A 21,838-nucleotide genomic window follows, 5' to 3' on the forward strand; every position below is an offset into this window, starting at 1 on the left:
GAAAAAAGCCGCTATCGACCGATAGCGGCTTTTTATGAGGCAAAAGATAAAGATACGAGAAAAGATCCTGCGAATAACAAGAGAACGAGGCAAAAGAACAGCCAGTCGCGGCGGTTGACGGTCAGCGTCCGATAATATGTCCGATTGCTGCTTCCTGTAAATCCTTTCGATTCCATCGCAAGCGCTGTCCGCTCCGCTTTTCTGATGGCACTGGCCAATAGCGGGATGGTATACCGCTTTAACGCGCTGATTTTCTCAATGAAGCCGCTCTCCGCCGCTCCTCCTCTGATCTTATGAGCCTGCTGGATCAGCTGGATCTCATCCTTTAACAGCGGAAGAAAACGAAAGCCTGCAATGACGCCATACGCGAGCTTTGGTGAGAGCTTGCACTGTTGGACAAGGCTCAGCATAAATAAAATCGGATCGGTCGTAAAAACAAACATCATCGATAAGGCGGAAAAGCACAAAATACGAAACCCAAGAGAGATGCCGACAGATACATTATCACTATTGATCAAGATAGGGCCGGCTTGAAACAAGAAATTATCCGGAGTTGTCGGAACCTTTCCAAATACTGCGGCTGTCCATACGCATCCGAAAGCCAAAATCAAAAACGGAATCGTAAACAAAAACCATTTTTTCAATGGGATTCTTGCTGCCAATAGGACACCCACAACGATGATGATATAAAAACACGCAGGAGTATAAGGATTGTAAATAAACGACAGCATGACAACACAGCAAAAAACGGCGGCCGCTTTCACTGTCGGATTAATGAGATGTAACGGCTGCTTCATCACGCACCTCCTCTTGATATGCCATCCATTCATACAGTAGGGGAAGAGTGAGCTTCGCTTTTTGCACAAGCCCTGTTTCCTGAGAAAATAACTGCGCTGGAGATCCGTCAAAGGCCAGGCCCGTATCGTGAAGCACTAGCACGCTGTCGGCATACGAAGACACTAGCTCCATGTCGTGTGTAATCATGAGGACAGCGGTTCCTTCTGCCTTGATACGCTGTATCATGTCCATGCATTCAGCCGCCGTTCGGGCGTCCTGGCCAAAGGTTGGTTCGTCTAATAATAAAACCTTTACGTCATGCATGAGCATGGTAGCGACGCTCAGGCGCCGTTTTTGTCCCTGGCTGATCGCAAACGGATGATGATCAGCCAAATGTGCAAGACCGAAACGATGCAGCAGGTGCTGTGCTTTTTTCTCAGTTTCAGCATTTACTTTCTGGCCGAACAGCAGCTCGTCATACACCGTATCTGTGACGAACTGATGCTCCGGATTTTGAAAAACAAATCCCATTCGTTTTCTCAATTCATTTTCTTTATACGATTGCAGCGGCTTATCATATAGAAGAATCTTGCCGCTTTTCGGCTTCATGAGACGGGCCAGGACAGATAAGAGCGTCGATTTTCCGGTGCCGTTCGGTCCGACAAGCGCCGTCAAAGAGCCTTCCCGCAATGAGAAGCTGATGTCTTTGAAAATCGTCTGCTGTCCTCTTGCGAACGAAAGGCTGTTGACTTCCAGCACACTCCCCCCAGAAGGAGCTTCCTTCTTTTCGGTATGCCCGGCAGGAAAAGGCTCTTTGAACAGCGTTTCTTTTGATAAAGTAAACGGCATACTGAGTTGTTCCTGCAGGCCACATATTTTTGGAATCGCGATGCCTAGTTCCTTTAGGGTCTCAGCTTCGTGCTGAAAAAGATCTTTCGTCCGGCCATCCAACGCTTTTTTTCCTGATTTGTCCAGCACGATTGTTCTCTCAATCCAAGGTGTCCATTCATCAAGCTGGTGCTCAATGACGAGGAGGCTGAAGCCTTTTTCCCGCTGAAGATCTTTCATCAAATGAACGAACTCCCGCGCTGAATAAGGATCTAAAAGAGAAGTCGGCTCATCCAGCATAATGAGCTCAGGCTCCATCGCCAATATGCAGGCGAGAGCAACTTTCTGCTTTTGTCCTCCTGACAGAGTGGATATCGTTTTTTCTTTTAAATGGGTAATGTGTAATTTTTCTAAAACGGCATCGATCTTGTCTGTCATCTCTTCTTTCGGAATCTGCAGATTTTCCAGCCCGAAAGCGATTTCGTCTTCCACTGTCAGCATGCAAAACTGCTGATCAGGGTCCTGAAAGACGACCCCGGCATGCTGAGCAATCGTTTCGGAGGTTTCAGCGCCTGTGACCGGCTTTTGAAATAAAAATACATGTCCGGACTGGATGCCATCGCAAGCCTCCGGGTAAAGACCGTTTAAACAAAGGGCGAGCGAGCTTTTTCCGCACCCGCTCGGCCCTAGCAATAAAGCGCATTCCCCTTTTTGAAGCTCAAACGAAATGTTTTGAAATACCGGTTTCTCGTCTTCTTCATAAGAGAAGCTGAGCTGGTCAACCGTCAGGAACTCATCAAAGGCTTGCATGTTCTGATGCCCGCTTCCGTTGCTTTTTCAGTTCCTTTCCGAGTGCCATTCCGTTTAACACACCCGTATAAGCGAGAGAGTCACTGACAGCTTTTCCGAGCAGCCCCGCAAGCAACGCGCCGGAAATCAGGCGGATCACAAGCATAATGAGAAGATAACCTGGTGAATAGGCTGCATAGCCAGAAACAAAAAGATCATAGATAAAACTGGCTACTGAAGATCCCATTCCTGCCAGCAGAAGTACAGGAAGAGAGTATGCTTTCCAGCGTGTCGCGAGAAATACAGCCTCAGCTCCGAGACCTTGAACAATGCCGATGACGATGACCATTGGGCCGGACGGGTTTCCAAGCAGGCACTCAACGAGAGCGGCAATGATTTCAGAAACTAGTGCTGCACCCGGTTTTCGAATAATGTACGCGGCGATGACAGAAACGATAAACCAAATGCCGTAAATCGGTTCATAGGCGATTGGCCCGAACATACCTGCAAGTACGTTTCCAAAATGCGTAAATAATAAATAAACAACGGCAAATACGATACTGATAACGGACATGATGACAATTTCTTTTACTTTCCAGCTTTTCATTTTATCCCTGCTTTCTGTTTTTTCTTGATGGACTGTTAGCCGAGAGATTCACAGTCATGGTTACGTGGTTTGTTTGCTGTTCAGCCATGCGGAAAACGGCCTCCAGTGTCCTGAATACGTCATGCGCATCCCCGTCAAGCTCGCTCGCGTAATGAACACCCTGTACGAAAGTGCCTTCTGCTTTCGCAATGTCGACAGCATCCATGATCAAGCTCATATAATCCGGCTCATTCATCGGATAAAGCGCAAATTGGCATGGTGCTTCCGCGTTCAGGCTTCGGACAGCATCTTCATTGGCACGCTTATCGCCTTCGGAAAGATATGTATCTCCCTGTGTATCGCCCGGGCATCCGATGGAAAACGTGCCGTTCACGACGATGTGTTTTTCGCTATTCGCCGCATAAAGGTAAATGGCTTTGGCAGCGTCGAATACATGATCAATTGAACCGCGCAGAACTGTGCTGATATGGTCGGTTTTCGTCCATACCTTAGATGTGTCTGTTTTTTTCAGCGCAGATTTGATCACACTGATAAAATCATCCGTCATCGGATATAAAGAGAAGCGAAAACCGGCGATTCTGCTTGTACCGCAAATATGTTCCATTTCTCCGACCTCCTGTTTTTTTGGTAAAATAAAAAACTGCATATCCTAAGGGAATATGCAGTCATAGATCGATTAAGCGCACAAAAAATACACCATTCGGTCAACCTGCACTTCCCCACGCTGGTATTATCCAGATCGGGTCATAAGGGATCAAAGCGCGTTTCTCCCGCGCTTTATCTCAGCCAAAACAGCACCCCTAGTGCTTTCCGTATACAATTTTTTATTTTGACATCATAATAGATGATAAGAATCATTTTGTAAACAATGAAATCATTTTTTTCATATAGGGACAGGGGAGGATGATCAGTTTTGGATAAAGGGCACATATTAATTGTGGAAGATGAAGAAAAAATCGCCAGGGTAATCCAGCTTGAACTGGAATATGAAGGATATAGCGTCACCATCAAACACAATGGCACAGAAGGACTGAATGCGGCCGCGGATGGCGGGTATTCCTTAGTGCTTCTTGATGTCATGCTTCCGGGGCTTAGCGGCCTGGAAGTACTGCGCCGCTTGAGAAAAACGGATCAGCAGACACCGGTCATTTTATTAACGGCGCGCGACAGTATACCTGATAAGGTAACAGGGTTGGACATCGGAGCGAATGACTATGTCACCAAACCATTTGAAATTGAGGAATTACTTGCGAGAATCAGGGCGGCGTTGCGCCAAAATGGCACAAAAACAGAAGATGTTGGCACTTTTCTTACATATGATGACTTGCGGGTGAACGAAAAAACACGTGAAGTGAGACGCGGAGACAAAGAGGTAGAATTAACGCCGCGTGAATTTGATTTGCTCGTCTATATGCTGAAGCATCCGCAGCAAGTGCTGACACGGGAGCAGATTTTAAACACAGTATGGGGATTTGATTATATCGGTGATACAAATGTGGTGGACGTCTACATTAGATACATCAGAAAAAAACTGGACTACCCTTACGAAAAACAGCTGATCCATACTGTTCGCGGGGTCGGCTATGCCATTAAGGGGTAAACGATGAAGCTGAAGACCAAGATTCATCTGTACACAACAATATCGCTATTGATTTTATTAATTTTGGTTCATACCGCAGTCTATCTCATTTTTTCGTCCGCGCTGACATCAAAGGATGCGTCCCGGCTTGCAGATGAGACGGATAACATTGCAGAAGCGCTGCATGCTGCTGAAACAGAAGGAGTCGCTTTGCAGGACATGCTACAGGCCTATCTTCCGGCAAACGGCATGGTCCGTGTAGTGAATGGTGATCAAAAAGCCGTCATGACCATGACAAAAGAAAAAGCATATAAAGATGTTCCTCTCGCTTTTCATAGCGGTGAAACGGCAGATGTAAGGAAACATGACGGCAAACTGTTTGCTGAAGCTGCTGTTCCGGTTATTTGGACCGATGGGCAAGTGGTATCTCTTCAGCTGGTTGAAAGGCTGGAGAACACAGAAGAGAGTCTGTTTCTGCTGAAAATCATCTTAATCGCTGCAAGCGCTGCTGTCTGTATCGCTTCTTTTTTTGCGGGAAGCTTGCTCGCCCGCCGTATCATCAATCCGATCAGACGATTAATGATGACGATGAAAGACATACAGCGGGAGAAAGCATTCAAAACGATTTCCTTGGAAGGACAGTCGCACGACGAGTTATATGAAATGGGGCTGACATTTAATGAGATGGCGATGATGCTGAAAGAGCATTACGATAAACAGCAGCAGTTCATTCAAGATGCTTCACACGAATTGAAAACCCCGCTCACGATTATAGAAAGCTACAGCAGCCTAATGAAGCGGTGGGGGGCAAAAAAGCCAGAAGTGCTTGAGGAATCGATAGAAGCCATTCACTCAGAAGCGGTGCATATGAAAAAACTAACCAATCAGCTTCTGGCGCTGGCAAAAAGCCATAAAGGAATTGAGCTTGATCTGAAAACAATCGATCTTGTTGTAGTATCGCGTGCCGTCATGCAAATGCTCCAGCCCGTCTATCAGCGTGACATTTTGCTTGAAACAGATAAAGAGAGCCTGCTTGTAACAGCTGATGAAGAACGCATCAAGCAGCTGCTGACCATTTTGCTTGATAATGCAATAAAGTATAGTGAAAAAACCATTGTGATGTCAGCCGGAACGAGGAATGGACGCCCGTTTCTGTCTGTGAGAGATGAAGGCATCGGAATACCTGAGGAGCATATCCCGCACCTGTTCGAACGGTTCTATCGGGCGGATGAGGCACGAAACAGAAAAACAGGCGGAACGGGTTTAGGCCTTTCTATTGCAAAGCAAATCGCCGATGAGCACGGCATTGAGCTGTCTGTAAAAAGCAAGCCGGGACAAGGAACAGCTGTCACCATGCAATTCAGAGAACAGGATGGGGGAGGCCGATGAACAAAACAATAAAAGCAGTATCTGCTGCGGCAGCAGCGGTTTTGGCCGTCATCATCTGTACGTTTCTCATCATTCGGCAAACCCATGATGACGTCCTGTCAAAGGAGGCTGTCGTAAAAAAAGTCGAAGCCTCTTATCAAGGTGAGATCACGAAAGTAACGCAATCAAAGGATAAAAAAACATATCACATGACCCTTGAAAATCCAAAGGGAACTTATTTTATAAAAGCTGACGCAAAATCGGCTGACATTCTTTCAATGAACAGAGTAAAAGCGATGAATCCATCTGCCATGACAGAAAAAGAAGCCGAGCATCTCGCGCTCGAGCGGGTGCCGGGAACCGTCAAAAAACAAACAAAACGAAATCGTGTTGCCACATATACCATTCAAAAAGAAGATGGAGAAACATACGAAGTGAAGGTAGACATGCAGGCAAAAGCAGTCGTGTCTGCTGATCGAATCAGCGGTGAAGCTCAACAAAAAACACCGATTACGAAAAAAGAAGCCAAAATAATTGCTGAGCGAGAAACGGGCGGGACAGCGGATGACGCAGATCTCGAAAAAAGTGAGGGCACTCTCATCTTTGAAGTGGATGTTGACCTTCCGGATGATAAAGAAGCGACTGTGAAAATAAACGCCTACACCGGAAAGGTTGCAAACATTGTGTATGAAGACTGACGGTTTCTCATCAAATTCTCATCTTTCTTTCGTTTTCCTTTCATGTTGAGTGTGTAAACTGTACTCATACAAAACAAAGGAGGAATCACATATGCTTAAGAAAAGATGGATGGTTGGTCTTTTAGCAGGGTGTTTAGCGGCTGGCGGATTCAGCTACAACGCGTTTGCAAAAGAAAACAATGAAAACACACAGCCTGCTTCTTCCAAAACTGGTGAACTCACTGAACAGGAAGCAGAATCAATAGCCAAAACGGTTATTAACGGCACAGTGGACGACATCGACAGAGACATTTACAACGGCAAAGAAGTTTATGAAGTGGAGATTGAAAAAGACGGTGAAGACTACGACGTTTATGTAGATGTCAATACAAAACAAGCGCTCAATGACCCGTTAAAAGAGAAAGCAGAACAAGTTTCCATCACAAAAGAAGAAGCTGAAAAAATTGCCTTAAAGCAAACAAATGGAACCGTAACGGAAAGCAAGCTTGACGAAGACGACGGTGCTTACATCTACGAAATTGAGATCCAAACGAAACAAGGAACTGAGGCAGAATTTGAAATTTCTGCAAAGGATGGACGTATCATCAAGCAGGAGATAGACGACTAATCAAAACCCCGCAGCAGCGGGGTTTTTTCATGATAAGAAACCTTCTTTTGGACAATCTATGTAGAAAAGGAGGCGAAAAACGCATGGAAAAGAAAGAGGAGCAATACATCAATCAGGCTGAATATGTCCCTCATCCGACGAAGGAGGGAGAGTACGCTTTATTTCTTCATGAAACATATCATTTGCTCTCTGAAGATGACGAGACGCAAACAACAGAATAAGGGCTTATGCCCTTATTTTGTTCCGTAATTGTGATGAAAGCGCATTAATTACTTTTTTGAGTTGACACAGCTTGTTTTTTTCTGTAATCTCAGTGTGTCAATTCAATTATGAACTTCGTTAGGTGAGGCTCCTGTATGGAGATACGCTGCTGCCCAAAAATGTCCAAAGACGCCAATGGGTCAACAGAAATCATCGACATAAGGTGATTTTTAACGCAGCTGGATGATTAAATCCTATGCCATACAGTGCTAAAGCTCTACGATTTGAAGGCGCCCGCACGCTTTTTTGCCGTGCTTCTTTCTCCTTCAATCCCGAAGGCTTTTTTTATGCCTTTAAAACGAAACTAATCAAAGGAGGTGCGGAGTATGGATTCTCCCCATTCGAGTCAATCTGAAGAAGTACCCATATACTATGACAGCAAGACAATTGATTACACGATGAGGAGACGATCTGCCGCACCTTCAAGCGAGGCCGGCACGTCTCCGTAGAGGAGGTACGAGTCCCGATGGTTCAAAACATGACCTATGACGAACTCATTTTACGCATCATTATTTTATTGCGAGACGGGAAAATCAGGGATTTCAGAAGCGTGATTGATGAGCTTCAGCCCTATGATATGGCATTTATTTTTAAGGAAATGCCGGAAAAACACCGCGCCCGCTATTTATCTTATTTAACTGTAGATGATATCACTGATATGATCGGGGAGCTGGAACGCGAATATCAGCTTGCCGTCTTAAATAAAGTTGGAAAAACAAAAGCAACACTGGCGATGAACAAAATGGACAACGATGACCTCGCTCAATTGCTTGAAGAAATGGACGAGGAACTAAAGGAACAGCTTCTGTCCAGCATGGAAGCGTCAGAATCAAAAGCTGTACAGCTTTTGATGAATTATCCGGCCGATTCGGCGGGACGCATGATGACAAACCGGTTTGTGTGGATTCCGCAACATTACACGGTAAAAGACGCGGTCGTCAAACTGAAAAGCTTTGCTGAAATAGCTGAATCAATCAACTACTTATATGTCATCAATGAAAGCAAACAGCTGGTGGGCGTACTATCCTACCGCGATTTGATTCTGGGCGAACCTGAAGAAAAGGTGCAGGATTTAATGTTTACCCGCGTCATATCAGCAGACGCTCTTCAGGATCAGGAAGAAGTTGCCCGCCTGATTGAACGTTACGATTTCTTGGCGATCCCGGTTGTGGAAGAAAACAACGTGCTTGTCGGCATTGTAACAGTCGATGATATTATCGACGTCGTCATTCGGGAAGCTGATGAGGATTACGAAAAATTTGCCGCTTCCGGTAAAGACATCACCTTTGACACAAAGGCTTACGTGGCGGCATACCGACGCCTGCCATGGCTGATTTTGCTCTTGTTTATCGGGCTGATTTCAGGAAGCATTATCAGTTATTTTGAAGATGCGCTGCAGCAGGTTGTCGCGCTGGCGTTTTTCATGCCGATGGTATCGGGGATGACAGGAAATACGGGAACACAATCCCTCGCGGTTGTCATCAGAGGGTTGTCTAAAGAAGAATTGAACAAAAAAACGATTGTACGCCTGATCTTCCGGGAGTTCAGAACAAGTATTTATATCGGAGCGGTTTGTTCGGTGCTGATTGCAATTGTTTCTATCTTATGGCAGGGGAACGCGCTGCTGGGATTTGTTGTCGCTTCTTCACTGTTCTTTACGTTAATTATCGGCACGATGTCAGGAACAATTATCCCTATTATTTTGCACAAGCTGAAAGTAGACCCTGCGATCGCTTCAGGACCGCTGATTACAACGTTAAACGATATTTTGTCTTTGTTAATTTACTTTGGCATTGCCACTGCATTCATACACTCATTATAAAAGTAAAAAGTCCGTCTCAATTGCGAGTCGGACTTTTATCATTTAACGGTTTTTGTACCGAAAGTGAGCATTAAGCTGCCCCTCCAGCATTTTTTTTCGCACTTGCGGATCGTTTTTTAACATTTGCTCTTTTTTTCGCATATCTTTTAAAATCTCTGCTGTCTGTACGCCGTCCTCACGCTTATTGGCAATATCCATCAGCCGCTCCACATCGGCAAAAGAGTATTTTCTCGTTCCCCTTGAAGAACGCTGCGGGTAAATGAGCTTTCGTTCCTCATAATACCTGATCTGTCTTACGGACAATCCTGTCAATTCACTCACAATCCCGATTGAAATCACTTTTTTGTCTTTATAAGAATGATCTTCTGTGGCCATTTTTCCACCCCTGGATGTCTTTTAATAATAGTATATAAAAAACAAAGCGAAAAAACCTGATGCTTGTCATATTTTCTAACATCAAATAGAAGATTTTTGAAAAAACACGGAAGAAAAATTAACAAGAATAATGCGTAACACACAAATGCGTTTTATCCTTTATGTAACGAATAACTGAGGAGGAAGGATAATCATGGAGGAAGAAAAAGCGGTCTCACTGGCAAAAGAAATTATAGAGTTGGATATCAAGCGTGATGAAATGCTGGAGACGTTTATGCAGCTTGCCGGAGAACATGCTTTTCAATTATTACGATCAGTTCAAAACGGACTTTACCGAAAATCCTCGTAGATATAAATTCTTTACATTAGATTCATACCACGTTCATTTAAAAAGAGTATCTTGTGTATAGGATACCTCAAAATGAAGGAGGACGCTATGAGTAATTTATTGAAATCTGCTTTAGAAAAAGAACGAAGCCATTATTCTGAAAAACTCTGTCAAATTGGAGTTTATAATAAAGAGGTCATGAACAAAATGACGATTTCTGAACTTCGGAAGGAATATGCTTATTTCTTTCGCAACATTCAAAATCACAAAAAATATCCTTATACAAGATAATGTATAAGGATTTTTTTTGCTTTTAGAAGGAATTTCTCGAATTATAGCGAATACGTATAGTAAGGGACTGAACTCTTATTATATGTAAGGGTTTTCATTATTTTTTTATAAAAATCCTATATACGAGGTAGATATGATGAGATTATCGTTTAACGAAGAAGAAGTTGAGCGTGCGATGAATTTGTACAGAGTTTTTGCAAGGGCTTTCAAAAGTGTGTCTGAACATAGTATCCGTGATAGCAAAGAGCACGGCTTTAATCCCACTGAATTTGCTGTACTGGAGCTCCTGTACACAAGAGGCCCGCAAAAATTACAGCAAATTGGGTCGAGACTTCTGCTTGTGAGCGGAAACGTCACATATGTTATTGACAAATTAGAAAGAAACGGGTTTTTAGTAAGGGAGCAGGACCCGAAAGACAAACGCTCCGTTTACGCGCATTTAACTGACAAGGGAAATGAGTATTTGGATAAAATTTATCCAATTCATGCAATGCGTATTGCGAGAGCGTTTTCAGGCCTTTCGCCTGATGAACAGGATCAGCTGATCGTCCTGCTGAAAAAAGCAGGCATTCACAGCCAGCATTTGCTGTTTCGTTAACTATTCTACACTCTCTATTTCAGGGAGTGTTTTTTTGTTTCATATGATTCTTTTTAAAACATCTTCCATCTTCCAGTCAGCTATTTCGCCAAGATATCCATTGACATGTTTTTCATATTCTTTCACCTGTTCATTCGATTGAAAAAATGCTGCAATACGCTCCTCTGCTTCCTGCATGTCCCAGTTTCTCATATCGGTGACAAGCTTCTTTTCCTTTAGAAGGTTTAAATTCATTTCCTCCTGTCCCGGCAGCGCATGATAAATAAATACCGGAAGCCGTTTCTGTAAGCATTCGCTGATGGTCACGCCTCCGGGTTTTGTCATGATGCCAGCGGCTTGATCGTATAAACGATTCATCTCTGCTTTGCTGTGAAGGTAGGGAATCGCCTCAATAAAAGGGTGGCGTAAACTTTTGACATAGCAGTAGAGCTTTTCGTTCCTGCCGCATAATATTTTGTATAAGATGTTTCCGCCTGGCGACAGATACTGAACCCATTTTAAAATCCCCCCGACCCCCATACTGCCGCCTGTGATGATGATGGTGTATGGCGGATGATGCTGGCCAGTGTCTGCTGATCCCATTTCAAACATCCGGTGAACGGGAATGCCGGTCAAGTATATGTTTTTCTGATCGATTCCTTCAGACATGAGCTGCATCTTGACATCCATAATAGGAACAAAATGGTGATCAATGTTCTCCCGTCCCCATAATTGATTCACAAAAAAATCAGTGTACACATTTACAACCTTCATATTCGGATATTCCGGCTTTAGCCGGTTCAGCAGATAAGAAGGCAGCGCGTGTGTGCAGAATGCGACATCAGGCTGTTTTTCTTTGAGGATTTGCCTCATTTGTTGTGTGAACAGCCATTCGTACATGGTATAGCGCTTGTCATTCTGATATTGTCCGCAGGCGAGGAGCCTGTAAATGCTACTGTACGTTTTCGGGAAATATTGAATCCATTTTAAATACGCATCAGAGGACAGTTTTTCTAACCGTCTATACGTATGGGAAAAGATATCAATTTTCTCAGCTGTCAGCCCTTGAGACTCCAGTTCAGCCTGAAGGGCATCTGCAACATGGTGATGCCCGGTGGAGATGCTTAAAAAAGGGAAAATGAGAATGTTTTTCATAATGGTCCTCCTTAAAAAATATGGCAACTATATTTTGGGGAGAACGTTCACAAAATATAAGGGTGTTTTTGATCATAAGGAAGGTGAAGAGATGAAAACCTGTTTCCTTTCCATTTGGAGAATGGTTGACCCGATTTATTTCTTTTTTTCAAGACTGACCTTGATTGACAAAGATCGAAAAAGCGTCTTTCGAGTCAGGCTGACGAAGTACAAAGGACATCATGTCGTACTGAGCGACGGAACGCATATTAGAAAAAATGATGTACTCGTTAAAATCCACTTGCACAACATTAAGCTGGTCAGGGAACTGCAAAGCATTGATAGCGCAGTCAGAAAGGGAATCATTATCTATCAAAAAGTGTATCAATCGATGCCGATTCTTTTGGATTACATCAATAATCATAAAAAAACTGAAAAAATTAAAGGGGTTGTGGGCATTACAATGCTTGACAAAGGTGTGGAAAGACTCGGCTTTGATGTGGTCACCCCGGTCAATCCTTTTTACAGGTGCTTTAAAAAGATCACCCATATGCCGATTTCATATCTCACTTCAAAGCCGGCGAGCTTGCGGCATTTACCGAATACATCCTATTTGTTTATTTCGAAAGAAAAGCTTCAGAAAACCTATCAAAAAAAAGACTGATGCCTTGGTCAGCACAGTCTTTTTTGATTAAATCTGATGAAATGTCACTTCAGGACGGCTTCCGACACGGATATTCACACCGGTTTGTCCTAAGCCTTCACTGATATAAAACGGTTTATCATGGTGATAATGTAGGCCTTTCACCATGTTCATGCGCACAAGCTTGCCCATTTTCACCAAATGGTACGGTTTTGGCCAGTGAATTTGCCCGCCGTGAAAATGACCTGAAAGCAGGTAATCATAATGAACATCTTTCATATCCAAAATAATGTTTGGATCATGGGTTAATACAAGATGATAGCCGTTTTCTAAATTTTGATAAGAGCCGGTAATATTGCTTCGATTCGTGCTGTAATCATCAATGCCGATAATATTGACAGGCCCTGCAGCCGTCTCGATTTGAACATGTTCATTTTGCAGTGTGATACAGCCGTTTTCCTCTAAAACATGCTTCAATCTCTGAAAGTCCTTTTCTTTCAATACATAATCGTGGTTACCGAACACCGCGTACATTCCATATGCAGGCTTCAGCTTTTGCAATGCGTTCAGGTAACCTGCCAGCTTCGGAATATTACGTTTCCGATCTAGAAAATCCCCGGTAAGCGCAATGATGTCCACAGGCTGATTTTTTGTTAATTGATACAGCTCTTCAGGTGAAACAGAAATGTTTTCTAAGTGAAGATCTGATAAATGAAGGATATTTAATTTTTTTCTGGCTGACAGGCCGTCTTTTTGATCGATTGAAATGGTGTTGACCTTAACATCTTTTGTATTGCGTTTCGCTTTATATATAAATGGCACAGATACGAGTATGGCCAATGAAAGTAAGATTGTAAACAAAATATATCCCCTCCCCTCCTATCAGTATAGTAAGTAATCGAGCCTTATGGATAGCGGGAATTAATGGGTAAGAGACAGGTTGAAAAACGGATTGTCATCTGATGAATGTTTTGGAAAGGAAAAGGGATAATAAATTTTGACACATGAGGCAGAACATGCCGGATATGGAGTCAGAATAACAGATGGATGTGTAAGCGATGTTACGATTAATGAGACAACACAAAAAAGAAACATATTATCTCTGGATCGCATTATTTCTCCTTTTACTGTATGTATCCCCGCTTTTTATTTTGAAGGAAGATGCCCATATTCGCGTTCATGACAATTTAGATTCCAATATCGCTTGGTACAAGGTGCTGGCAGATAGCGGAGAAATTATCGGCAAGGTTGACGCGGCCATTCCGCAAATCATTAACGGGCTGCCGCGGGATGCCTTTGGCACTGAGTTGAGCGGAATTGTTTGGCTGCATGCTTTCTTTTCTTCCATGACTGCCTATGCAATAAGCCAGACGATTACAAGGGTTGTCGCTTTTTTTGGAATGTATGTGCTGCTGAAGAAACATGTGGTCCCGGAGCCAAAGGCGGCTTTCATCCGAATTGGCGTATCGCTGGCATTTGCCTTAACACCTTTTTGGCCTTCGGGAATGCTGAGTACGCTTGGATATCCTTTGGCACTGTGGGCTTTTTTGAATATCCGAAAAGGGGATATCTCATGGAGAGAGTGGCTGACGCTCGGTTTGCTTCCTTTATATTCAAGCTTTGTCTTAGGCTTCTTCTTTTTCTTGGCAGGAATGGCGTGCTTCTGGCTGTATGATGCTATCACAAAAAGAAGATTGAACCTGATTTTTTTAGGCAGTATAGCATTTATGACGAGTATTTATCTTTTCGTTGAATATCGGCTTGTCTATTCGATGCTGTTCTCGCATGCACCGATGCATCGGATTGAATTTATTTCATCCAGACATGATGTTTGGCATTCTCTTCGTCTATCTGTAAAAAACTTTGTTTATGGACATAATCATGTGATGACCGTTCATACCGTTGTCATCCTTCCGATCCTGCTGCTCGTATTTGCAGCTGTGTTATTCAAGCGAAATCGGACAAAGTTAGAAAATGTTTACCTGTTTTTATGTGTACTTAATTACGGACTGTCATTATGGTATGCGTTTTGGTTCAACAAAATATGGGCAGTGCCAAAGCAGAAATTTGCCTTTTTAGCCGAATTTAATTTTGCCCGTTTTCATTTTCTGCGGCCGCTTGTCATATACGTGAGCTTTGCACTTGCTTTATATCTCATTTGGCGGATGGGAAGAGGGTGGAAATGGCTTGTATATGCCGCGGTCGCTGCACAGCTGATGGTGTTGGCGCCTTTTAATGAAGAATATACGTATGGCGTACACTATAATGCCCCGACATTCCGGGAGTTTTATGCATCCGAGCAATTTAAAGAAATTAAGGAATATATCGGGCGTCCGCAAGATTCGTACAGGGTGGCAAGCATCGGACTGCATCCGTCTATTGCCCAATATAACGGGTTTTACACGTTAGATACGTATAACAATCTGTACCCGCTCTCATATAAATATGAATTTAGGAAAATCATCGAAAAAGAGCTGGAAAAAAACGCTCGCCTGAAACAATATTTTGATGAATGGGGCAGCCGCTGCTACCTTTTCGTTGATGAACTCGGTAAGCGATATGATTTTAAAAAGAACTCGAAGAAAACGATTAACAATCTACAATTAAATACAGATGTATTTAAAAAAATGGGCGGGCGTTATATTTTTTCTTCAGTTCCGATCAAGAATGCGGATCAAAACCGTCTCGCGCTCGTTAAGACATTTGACCATCAAGATTCCGCCTGGCGTATTTATTTATATGAAACCAGATAAGGAGGATATCGATTGAAACAGTCACAGCCAGTATTAACCATCGTCGTTCCGTGTTTCAATGAAGAGGAAGTGTTTCAAGAGACAAGCCGTCAGCTGACAGAGGTTGTAGACAGCTTAATTGAAGAAAAGTTAATCGCTGAAGACAGTAAAATTCTGTTTGTCGATGATGGCAGCAAGGACCGCACCTGGGCTTTGATTGCTATGGAGAGTATAAGAAACAAGAAGGTTACGGGCTTAAAATTAGCCTGCAATGTCGGCCACCAAAAAGCGCTTTTAGCCGGGCTGCATAAAGCAAAGAACAGGTCAGACTGCGTCATTTCCATTGATGCTGATCTTCAGGACGACATCTCTGTGATCCGTGATTTTATGCTGAAATATCATGAGGGCTGCGAGATCGTTTACGGTGTCCGCCGCAGTAGGAAAACCGACACCTTTTTTAAGCGTACGACCGCTTTAGGATTTTATCGACTCATGAATAAGCTTGGGATTAAATTAATTTATAATCATGCTGATTTTCGTTTAATGAATAAAAGATCGCTTGAAGAGCTTGAGCGCTATCCGGAAGCAAATCTGTTTTTAAGAGGCATTATTCCCATGATCGGCTTTAGATCAGCCGAAGTCTTGTATGACCGTAAGGAACGCTTTGCCGGTAAAACGAAATATCCCCTCAAAAAAATGCTATCATTTGCTTTTAACGGGATTACATCGTTCAGTGTCGCGCCGATTCGATTCTTTACGCTTTTAGGTTTTGTCTTATTTTTCCTCAGCGCTGTGGCAGGGGTTGGCGCATTTATTCAAAAGCTGCTCGGCCATACAAATGCGGGCTGGGCGTCGCTCATCATTTCCATTTGGTTTTTGGGCGGGCTGCAATTAATGGGAATCGGGATCATCGGAGAGTATATTGGAACGATTTTTTCCGAAGTGAAAAGACGGCCGAAGTATGCGATTGATATCGATTTGTATAATGAGCCGCTAAGTCCGCTCCAGCGCCAGGAAAAAGAGCGGTTAGAAAAAAAGTACAGTTGAATGGAAAGAGCTGACTTTATTGGTCAGCTCTTTTGTCGTGTTGATAGGTGCTAATGGCTTAGGCGTCCTGCCCGCGCAAACTTCACACTTTCTGTGAAAGTCAGCTCTTTTTCTTCAACTGATGCAAAATGGCGCTAAGAGGTTCGTCTTGCGGGTTACGGTAAAAATCAAAAAATGGGCAGCCCTGTTTCTTAATCCGATCAACTACAGTATCAATTGTAAACATAGCGGGTGTTAAGGATGTTTGTACTTCGTGCCAATAGAGCGGTGCCGCGACAGTGCCAAGCTCGTTTCCTCTTGTTGAATAAGGACAGATAATCGTTTTTCCTTCTGCATGTTGCAAATAATCCAGATACAATTTGCCGTGCCTGTTTTTAATCAAGCGTTCTGTTGTAAATAGCTCGGGAAATGCATTGGTGCAGTACTCAGCGATTAGCTGTGTAAACTGTCGTGTTTCTTCATACGTAAATGCCTCATGGGACAAGGGAATGTAAAGCTGGATGCCCTTGTTGCCGGACAGCTTCGGATACGATGTGATGCCGAAGGAGTCAAACAGCCGCTTCAGTTCATTTGCAGCCTGTACAGCCATGAGAAAGTCATCTCGTGAAGGCGGGTCCAAATCAATAACAATCTCAGCCGGACGCCTGCTTTGAATGGTTTGAAAAGGGACATGAAGCTCCAAAGCAAGCTGGTTGGCAAGCCATAATAAAGTGGACATATCCTCACAGACAATATGTTCATGGCTTCCGTCATAGAAAGATTGAACAAAATCCGGCGCATAGTCCGGTTTATTTTTTTGGAAAAACGACTCGCTCCTTGATCCATGCGGATAACGGATGACGGTGACAGCACGGTTTTTTAGAAATGGGAACAGGTAGTCACTGACTTCAATCATGTACTGAATAAAATCTTCTTTTGTTTTTTTATTCTTTTCAAATATGATTTTATCCAAGCTAGTGAACTGAAGATCTGGATGAACCGGTTTGGAATGGCGTATGACCTGAGCATACGTGCATTCTGTCCAGTCCATATGGAATTCAAAACTGACAAACGATACCTCTCTTAACGTGCCTTGGAGAATCGTTAAGTATTGAACGGATGCACAAATTGATGGTTCAAGCGTATATTCGCCTGAAGGTGTTTGATGTCCGTGTTGTTCCATAATCTTGCGTATGGCGTTTTTTTCCTCATCGCGCATCCCGTGTGAGACAGAGGCAACCGGCGTCATTACGCCGTTTTTTAACACAGACACCGTCAGAAATCCATTGTTTGGGTTGAACCCTGTTATACAAACATAAGCTTGTTTAAAGTTTTTATATTTAAGCCAATCGGAGGACCGCTTCTTTTCGAGCCATTTGCTGTTTGTTTTCTTCGCTACAATTCCTTCTCCATCATATTTCGTAACCATCTCCCAAACCGGTTCAAAATGGTCATAGCAGGGAATATACTGAATGGTCTCCTTTGCGTAAGGGTCTGGAGATACAGGGAGCTTTGCCGCAGACATGAGATCGTACAGCGATTTTTTCCTATCCAGATACGAAAGAGACGATACATCTTCTCCTTGGCGCTCTAACAGATCAAAGGCAAGAAAGCAGCACGGACGCACGTTTGCCGATTCCTGAATCTTATCTGGCCTTTTTAATCGTCCCCGCACCTGAATGTGTTCAAAATCTGAACGGCAAGGGTTCACCAAAAATACAATCTCGCCATCAAATGTCAGCGGAAGATCTTTTTCCATATACTGAAAGGCGGTTTTGGCGAACTGTGTGATTTCAGGGAAGGAACTGGTAAGCTCCAAGCCATTTCTGCTGGTTAAGGTCACACCTGCTGAATGGATGCGGAGAATACAGCGGTACCCGTCATATTTTACTTCGTACCGCCATTCTGCTCCTATTGGCGGTGACGAAGTAAGGACGGGCTGCATGGTAAATGCCATAGGCTATGACGTACCGGAGGCTTTTTTTCTAGTCGTTTTTCGTTTTTTATCTCCGGCTCCTTTCGGTTCAGCGGCTTGTGCTGGCTCGGCTGCAGGGGTTTCCCGGTTCGGCTTTCTGGTGCGGTCGATGCTGGCTTGCAGGGCGCTGACCAGGTCAATGACATCTTCACGAGGAGGCGCTTTATCAGGAGTGACGGCTGTTTCTTTATTTTCGAGCTTGTCGTTGACTCTTTGCAGCAGGGCGTGCCGGTACGTATCCTCATATTTCTCCGGCTCAAACTCAGCAGTCAGCTCATCTATTAATGTGATAGCGGTTTGCAGTTCCTTATCGTTGACATTCGATTGATCCGGTACACCTGGGACATGGGCAGCGCTTCTGACTTCATCCGGATAATGGATAGACTCCATAACGATACAATTTTCATAAACGCGGAGAATGGCCAGCTGCTGCTTTGATCTGATTGTCATATTGGCGATGCCGATTTTTCCGGTTGAGCGCAGTGCCTCACGCAGCAGGGTATAGGCTTTCGTGCCGTTATCCCCGGGTCCGACAAAGTAGGAGCGGTTAAAATAAATCGGGTCAATTTCCTGAAGCTGGACAAAATCAACAATTTCAACCGCTTTCTCCTCATGCTCCTGTTTTAAGCTTTTTAAATCTTCGTCCGTCAGCACCACATATTTTCCTTTTACATATTCATATCCCTTCACAATTTCATCAGGGCTGAGTGTTTTTTCACAATTCGTGCAAATTTTTTCGTATTTAATTGGCGCGTGATCCTCTTTATGAAGGCTGCGCAGCTTAATGTCTTTATCTTCTGTGGCCGCATATAGCTTGATGGGGATGTTTACTAATCCGAAACTGATAGAGCCCTTCCACATTGTATGCATGTCGATAAACCCCTTTTTTTCTTTAGTGTGAAGAGGAGGGGTATGATTCATGTGTAGTAACTTATGGGTAAAAAAACAGCCGGCACTGTTATTGCGGCGGCTGTTCTAGAATCAATTGTTCGAGTTGTTCCGGCGGTATCGGCCTGCTGAAAAAGAAGCCTTGTAAATGATCACAGCCTTTTTCATAAAGAAGCTGTTTTTGGGCTGAATTTTCCACGCCTTCAGCAATCACCTGCAACGACAGCTGGTGTCCCATGGCAATAATGGCCCCGGTAATTTGCTCTGATTTCGGGTGGGTCTGAATATCGTCGATAAATGATTTGTCGATTTTTAGCCTATGAATCGGAAAATCCTTCAAATAGCTAAGGGAGCTGTGTCCCGTTCCGAAATCGTCAATACTGATTCTGATACCTAATTCCGTTAAAGACGACAAAACCTTCTTGGAGTGATCAAGATTGTCCATTGTCATGCTTTCTGTCACTTCCACTTCAAGAAGCTGCGGAGGGAGCTGGTATTTATCAAGCGTATCCTTGATCAGGGGAATCATATCTTCAGATTGAAACTGTCTGGCGGAAATATTAATGGCGACAGAAAGATCATAGCCTTTGTCATACCAAACCCTTGCCTGCTTGCATGCTTCATCTATAATCCACTTTCCGATATCAATTATGAGTCCCGTTTCTTCAGCAACACCGATGAATTCCCCGGGCGGACGCAGCTGCCCGTCGGGTGTGACAAGGCGTATCAGCGCTTCTGCACCTGTCATTTTTTGGCCTTTTGCACTGAATTGCGGCTGATAGTGCAAGACAAATCGATTGTTTTCGATTGCTTCTCTAAGCATCATTTCTTGGTTAAGCTTGACGGTTTCTTTGTTGCCGATCGAAAAAGAATAGTATCTGTATTTGCTCTTGTTTCGTTCTTTAGCGGCATACATCGCCATATCAGCCTTTTTCATCAATTCAAGACCGTCCGTCCCGTCTTTCGGTGATATGGCAATCCCGATACTGACAGATATGACAAGCGTGTGATCCTGGATTTTGAAAGGGTTTTTGAATTTTTGGATAATTTTTCTTGCTAAAACGTCTGCTTCGCCTGTTCCGATATTGACGTCCGTCAATATGATAATAAATTCATCTCCGCCAAGACGAGCGATAAATCCATTATCAGGGACAATAGATGACAGGCGTTTAGCTGCTAGCTGAAGCAGCTGATCGCCGATATTATGTCCTAAAGCATCGTTAATCACTTTAAACCGGTTTAAGTCCAGAAAGAATACTACGGTGTTATAATTCAAGGTGCACTCGCGCCTCAGCACCTCAGTTAAGTGTGAGATGGCATGCCGTCTGTTAGGTAAATCTGTAAGTGAATCATAATGTGCCATTTTATGGATTTCTTTTTCTGCTCTGTACTGCTTTGTCATGTCTTTGCAAATGACATAAATGCTATCCAGCTCTTGATTGACCTCAACAGGTATGAGCGTAATATTTAAGTGAAACTGGCCTTTTTCAGTGATAAGATCGCTATCGCTGTTAATCGCTTGTTTATCTTTTTTAACTTGCTCAAAAAGGCGCTGAATCTTTTGTGATGTATAATGTCTCCAATCGCGCATGCTAAAGCCGAATTTGCTGATCATATCCTCGCCAGCATGATTGGATGATATAATGTCTCCTTCTAATGACAAAATAAAGATCGCATCAATATTGTGGACAATTAAAGACTGAAACCTCTGCTCGTTATCCTTTATGCGTTCGCTCTGTTTTATAAACTTTCGGTCAGCATGGGAACTGAATAATAATAATGTTTGTATACAGAAAATAATTAACGTAACAAAAATCGACCAATGAAACGTTTGCACCTCCACATGGCTTCCGGGCGGTCCCATGTCCTCGTGGAAAGTTGCCGCAAGCATACCTGTATAGTGCATGCCTGCAATCCCCATACCCATTACAATTGAACTGATAACTTTATAAAACATCAGATGATCAGAATGTTTTTTTAAGGCCAAGTCAAAGAATATTTTTAACGAGACGAAAGATGACGCAATCGCAATGATAATGGACGCTGTAAAAAGAATCGGTTCGTAATTAATCATTACCCGGGAAATGGCAGACATTCCGATATAGTGCATAGATGCTATAGATGCGCCAAGCACAACTGAGCCTGTGAGCAGTCTGTAATATGTAAGAATGTGCCGGCTGACAAAATATAACGACACAAATGATCCGGAAACAGCTGCGCCAATGGATGCAATTAAAGGCATGAATTCATATTGCATCGGCATCTCCATATGGACGGCCATCATCCCCACAAAATGCATTGACCAAATACCGAATCCCATAATAAGTGAGCCGCCGATCAGCCACACTATGCTTTTTAAACCTGTATAGATAGTAACTTTCCTTGACAGTTCAAGGGAAATGTACGATGCGGCACAGGCAATAAGAATAGATAGACATATGAGCGTCGTATTATATGTAACGTGTATTTCCAAGTGGAGATTCCCCCCGTGTCGTGAGTTCCAGTCTTGTTGACTCTCTATATTATCGGCTGC

At 43.4% G+C, this 21,838-nt stretch carries 22 protein-coding genes, 1 pseudogene and 2 riboswitches; of the genes and pseudogenes, 13 read left to right on the top strand and 10 right to left on the bottom strand.

Annotation, left to right across the window (positions count from 1 at the left end; genetic code table 11):
- Positions 1-32: 32 nt before the first annotated feature.
- Genes thiX through thiU form a run of 4 tightly spaced genes read right to left on the bottom strand, consistent with a single transcriptional unit; the run spans position 33 to position 3,605 of the window.
- The gene (gene thiX, locus M0696_RS07235; RefSeq protein WP_222142688.1) at positions 33-797 is read right to left on the bottom strand and encodes an energy-coupling factor transporter transmembrane component T family protein; all 765 of its coding nucleotides are present in this window, start codon (positions 795-797) and stop codon (positions 33-35) included.
- A complete protein-coding gene (locus M0696_RS07240; RefSeq protein WP_248602656.1) occupies positions 772-2,415 on the bottom strand; it encodes an ABC transporter ATP-binding protein in 1,644 nt (547 codons plus the stop codon). Before M0696_RS07240 ends, thiX begins: the two co-directional genes overlap by 26 nt.
- Entirely contained in the window at positions 2,402-3,001 is a 600-nt protein-coding gene (locus tag M0696_RS07245; protein WP_222142690.1) for an ECF transporter S component, read from the bottom strand. The genes M0696_RS07240 and M0696_RS07245 overlap by 14 nt, the downstream gene beginning before the upstream one ends.
- 1 nt (position 3,002) lies before the next feature.
- Complete coding sequence (gene thiU, locus M0696_RS07250) at positions 3,003-3,605, bottom strand: YkoF family thiamine-binding protein (RefSeq protein ID WP_222142691.1); 603 nt, start codon at positions 3,603-3,605, stop codon at positions 3,003-3,005.
- 95 nt (positions 3,606-3,700) lie between these two features.
- Positions 3,701-3,813, bottom strand: a riboswitch (TPP riboswitch).
- Positions 3,814-3,914: 101 nt separating this feature from the next.
- Here thiU and ykoG point away from each other — a divergent pair.
- From ykoG to mgtE, 7 genes are all read left to right on the top strand, one after another.
- Positions 3,915-4,601: a two-component system response regulator YkoG gene (ykoG, locus tag M0696_RS07255; protein WP_166853443.1), complete on the top strand. Its 687-nt coding sequence runs from the start codon at positions 3,915-3,917 to the stop codon at positions 4,599-4,601.
- A gap of 3 nt (positions 4,602-4,604) precedes the next feature.
- Entirely contained in the window at positions 4,605-5,969 is a 1,365-nt protein-coding gene (gene ykoH / locus M0696_RS07260; protein ID WP_222142692.1) for a two-component system sensor histidine kinase YkoH, read from the top strand.
- On the top strand, positions 5,966-6,646 hold the full coding sequence (locus tag M0696_RS07265; RefSeq protein ID WP_248602657.1) for a PepSY domain-containing protein: 681 nt from the start codon (positions 5,966-5,968) through the stop codon (positions 6,644-6,646). Before ykoH ends, M0696_RS07265 begins: the two co-directional genes overlap by 4 nt.
- A gap of 91 nt (positions 6,647-6,737) precedes the next feature.
- Positions 6,738-7,253 (top strand): PepSY domain-containing protein, encoded by a 516-nt coding sequence (locus M0696_RS07270; protein ID WP_248602658.1) that lies wholly within the window; start codon positions 6,738-6,740, stop codon positions 7,251-7,253.
- A gap of 83 nt (positions 7,254-7,336) precedes the next feature.
- Positions 7,337-7,474, top strand: a complete 138-nt coding sequence (locus M0696_RS07275) for a transcriptional regulator SplA domain-containing protein (RefSeq protein ID WP_003218541.1) — start codon at positions 7,337-7,339, stop codon at positions 7,472-7,474.
- Positions 7,475-7,581: 107 nt separating this feature from the next.
- Positions 7,582-7,750, top strand: a riboswitch (M-box (ykoK) riboswitch).
- Between the two features lie 90 nt (positions 7,751-7,840).
- Positions 7,841-7,963: a hypothetical protein gene (locus M0696_RS21000; RefSeq protein WP_282707828.1), complete on the top strand. Its 123-nt coding sequence runs from the start codon at positions 7,841-7,843 to the stop codon at positions 7,961-7,963.
- 17 nt (positions 7,964-7,980) lie between these two features.
- On the top strand, positions 7,981-9,336 hold the full coding sequence (mgtE, locus tag M0696_RS07280; protein ID WP_166853435.1) for a magnesium transporter: 1,356 nt from the start codon (positions 7,981-7,983) through the stop codon (positions 9,334-9,336).
- A 42-nt stretch (positions 9,337-9,378) separates the two neighbouring features.
- Here the strand turns inward: mgtE and M0696_RS07285 are convergent, their stop codons facing one another.
- A complete protein-coding gene (locus M0696_RS07285; RefSeq protein ID WP_003218544.1) occupies positions 9,379-9,711 on the bottom strand; it encodes a MerR family transcriptional regulator in 333 nt (110 codons plus the stop codon).
- 193 nt (positions 9,712-9,904) lie between these two features.
- On the opposite strand from M0696_RS07285, the gene M0696_RS07290 reads away from it, so the two are divergent.
- The 3 genes from M0696_RS07290 (at position 9,905) to M0696_RS07300 (ending at position 10,928) form a co-directional block, all read left to right on the top strand.
- The gene (locus M0696_RS07290; protein WP_003218545.1) at positions 9,905-10,060 is read left to right on the top strand and encodes a hypothetical protein; all 156 of its coding nucleotides are present in this window, start codon (positions 9,905-9,907) and stop codon (positions 10,058-10,060) included.
- An 87-nt stretch (positions 10,061-10,147) separates the two neighbouring features.
- On the top strand, positions 10,148-10,330 hold the full coding sequence (locus tag M0696_RS07295; RefSeq protein WP_166853433.1) for a stress protein: 183 nt from the start codon (positions 10,148-10,150) through the stop codon (positions 10,328-10,330).
- A gap of 133 nt (positions 10,331-10,463) precedes the next feature.
- Positions 10,464-10,928, top strand: a complete 465-nt coding sequence (locus tag M0696_RS07300) for a MarR family winged helix-turn-helix transcriptional regulator (protein WP_166853431.1) — start codon at positions 10,464-10,466, stop codon at positions 10,926-10,928.
- Positions 10,929-10,947: 19 nt separating this feature from the next.
- Here the strand turns inward: M0696_RS07300 and M0696_RS07305 are convergent.
- Positions 10,948-12,062 (bottom strand): annotated as a pseudogene (locus M0696_RS07305) (MGDG synthase family glycosyltransferase).
- 91 nt (positions 12,063-12,153) lie between these two features.
- On the opposite strand from M0696_RS07305, the gene M0696_RS07310 reads away from it, so the two are divergent.
- Complete coding sequence (locus M0696_RS07310) at positions 12,154-12,705, top strand: YkoP family protein (RefSeq protein ID WP_222142696.1); 552 nt, start codon at positions 12,154-12,156, stop codon at positions 12,703-12,705.
- A gap of 27 nt (positions 12,706-12,732) precedes the next feature.
- Here M0696_RS07310 and M0696_RS07315 read toward each other — a convergent pair whose 3' ends face one another.
- A complete protein-coding gene (locus M0696_RS07315; protein ID WP_248602660.1) occupies positions 12,733-13,545 on the bottom strand; it encodes a metallophosphoesterase in 813 nt (270 codons plus the stop codon).
- Between the two features lie 197 nt (positions 13,546-13,742).
- Between M0696_RS07315 and M0696_RS07320 the strand changes: the two genes are divergently transcribed.
- Positions 13,743-15,437 (top strand): DUF6044 family protein, encoded by a 1,695-nt coding sequence (locus M0696_RS07320; protein ID WP_248602661.1) that lies wholly within the window; start codon positions 13,743-13,745, stop codon positions 15,435-15,437.
- A gap of 12 nt (positions 15,438-15,449) precedes the next feature.
- Positions 15,450-16,463 (top strand): glycosyltransferase family 2 protein, encoded by a 1,014-nt coding sequence (locus M0696_RS07325; RefSeq protein ID WP_222142699.1) that lies wholly within the window; start codon positions 15,450-15,452, stop codon positions 16,461-16,463.
- Between the two features lie 100 nt (positions 16,464-16,563).
- On the opposite strand, the gene M0696_RS07330 is transcribed toward M0696_RS07325, so the two are convergent.
- The 3 genes from M0696_RS07330 to M0696_RS07340 all read right to left on the bottom strand — a co-directional run bounded on the left by M0696_RS07330 (position 16,564) and on the right by M0696_RS07340 (position 21,778).
- Entirely contained in the window at positions 16,564-18,399 is a 1,836-nt protein-coding gene (locus M0696_RS07330) for a DNA ligase D (RefSeq protein WP_222142700.1), read from the bottom strand.
- Between the two features lie 3 nt (positions 18,400-18,402).
- Entirely contained in the window at positions 18,403-19,287 is an 885-nt protein-coding gene (gene ku, locus M0696_RS07335; protein ID WP_444979386.1) for a non-homologous end joining protein Ku, read from the bottom strand.
- Positions 19,288-19,375: 88 nt separating this feature from the next.
- Positions 19,376-21,778 carry an EAL domain-containing protein gene (locus M0696_RS07340; RefSeq protein ID WP_222142702.1) on the bottom strand — a complete coding sequence of 801 codons (2,403 nt, stop codon included), beginning with the start codon at positions 21,776-21,778 and terminating at the stop codon, positions 19,376-19,378.
- Between the last annotated feature and the right edge of the window lie 60 nt (positions 21,779-21,838).

Source organism: Bacillus rugosus, from assembly GCF_023238245.1.
In the GTDB taxonomy this organism is placed as follows: Bacteria; Bacillota; Bacilli; order Bacillales; family Bacillaceae; genus Bacillus; species Bacillus rugosus.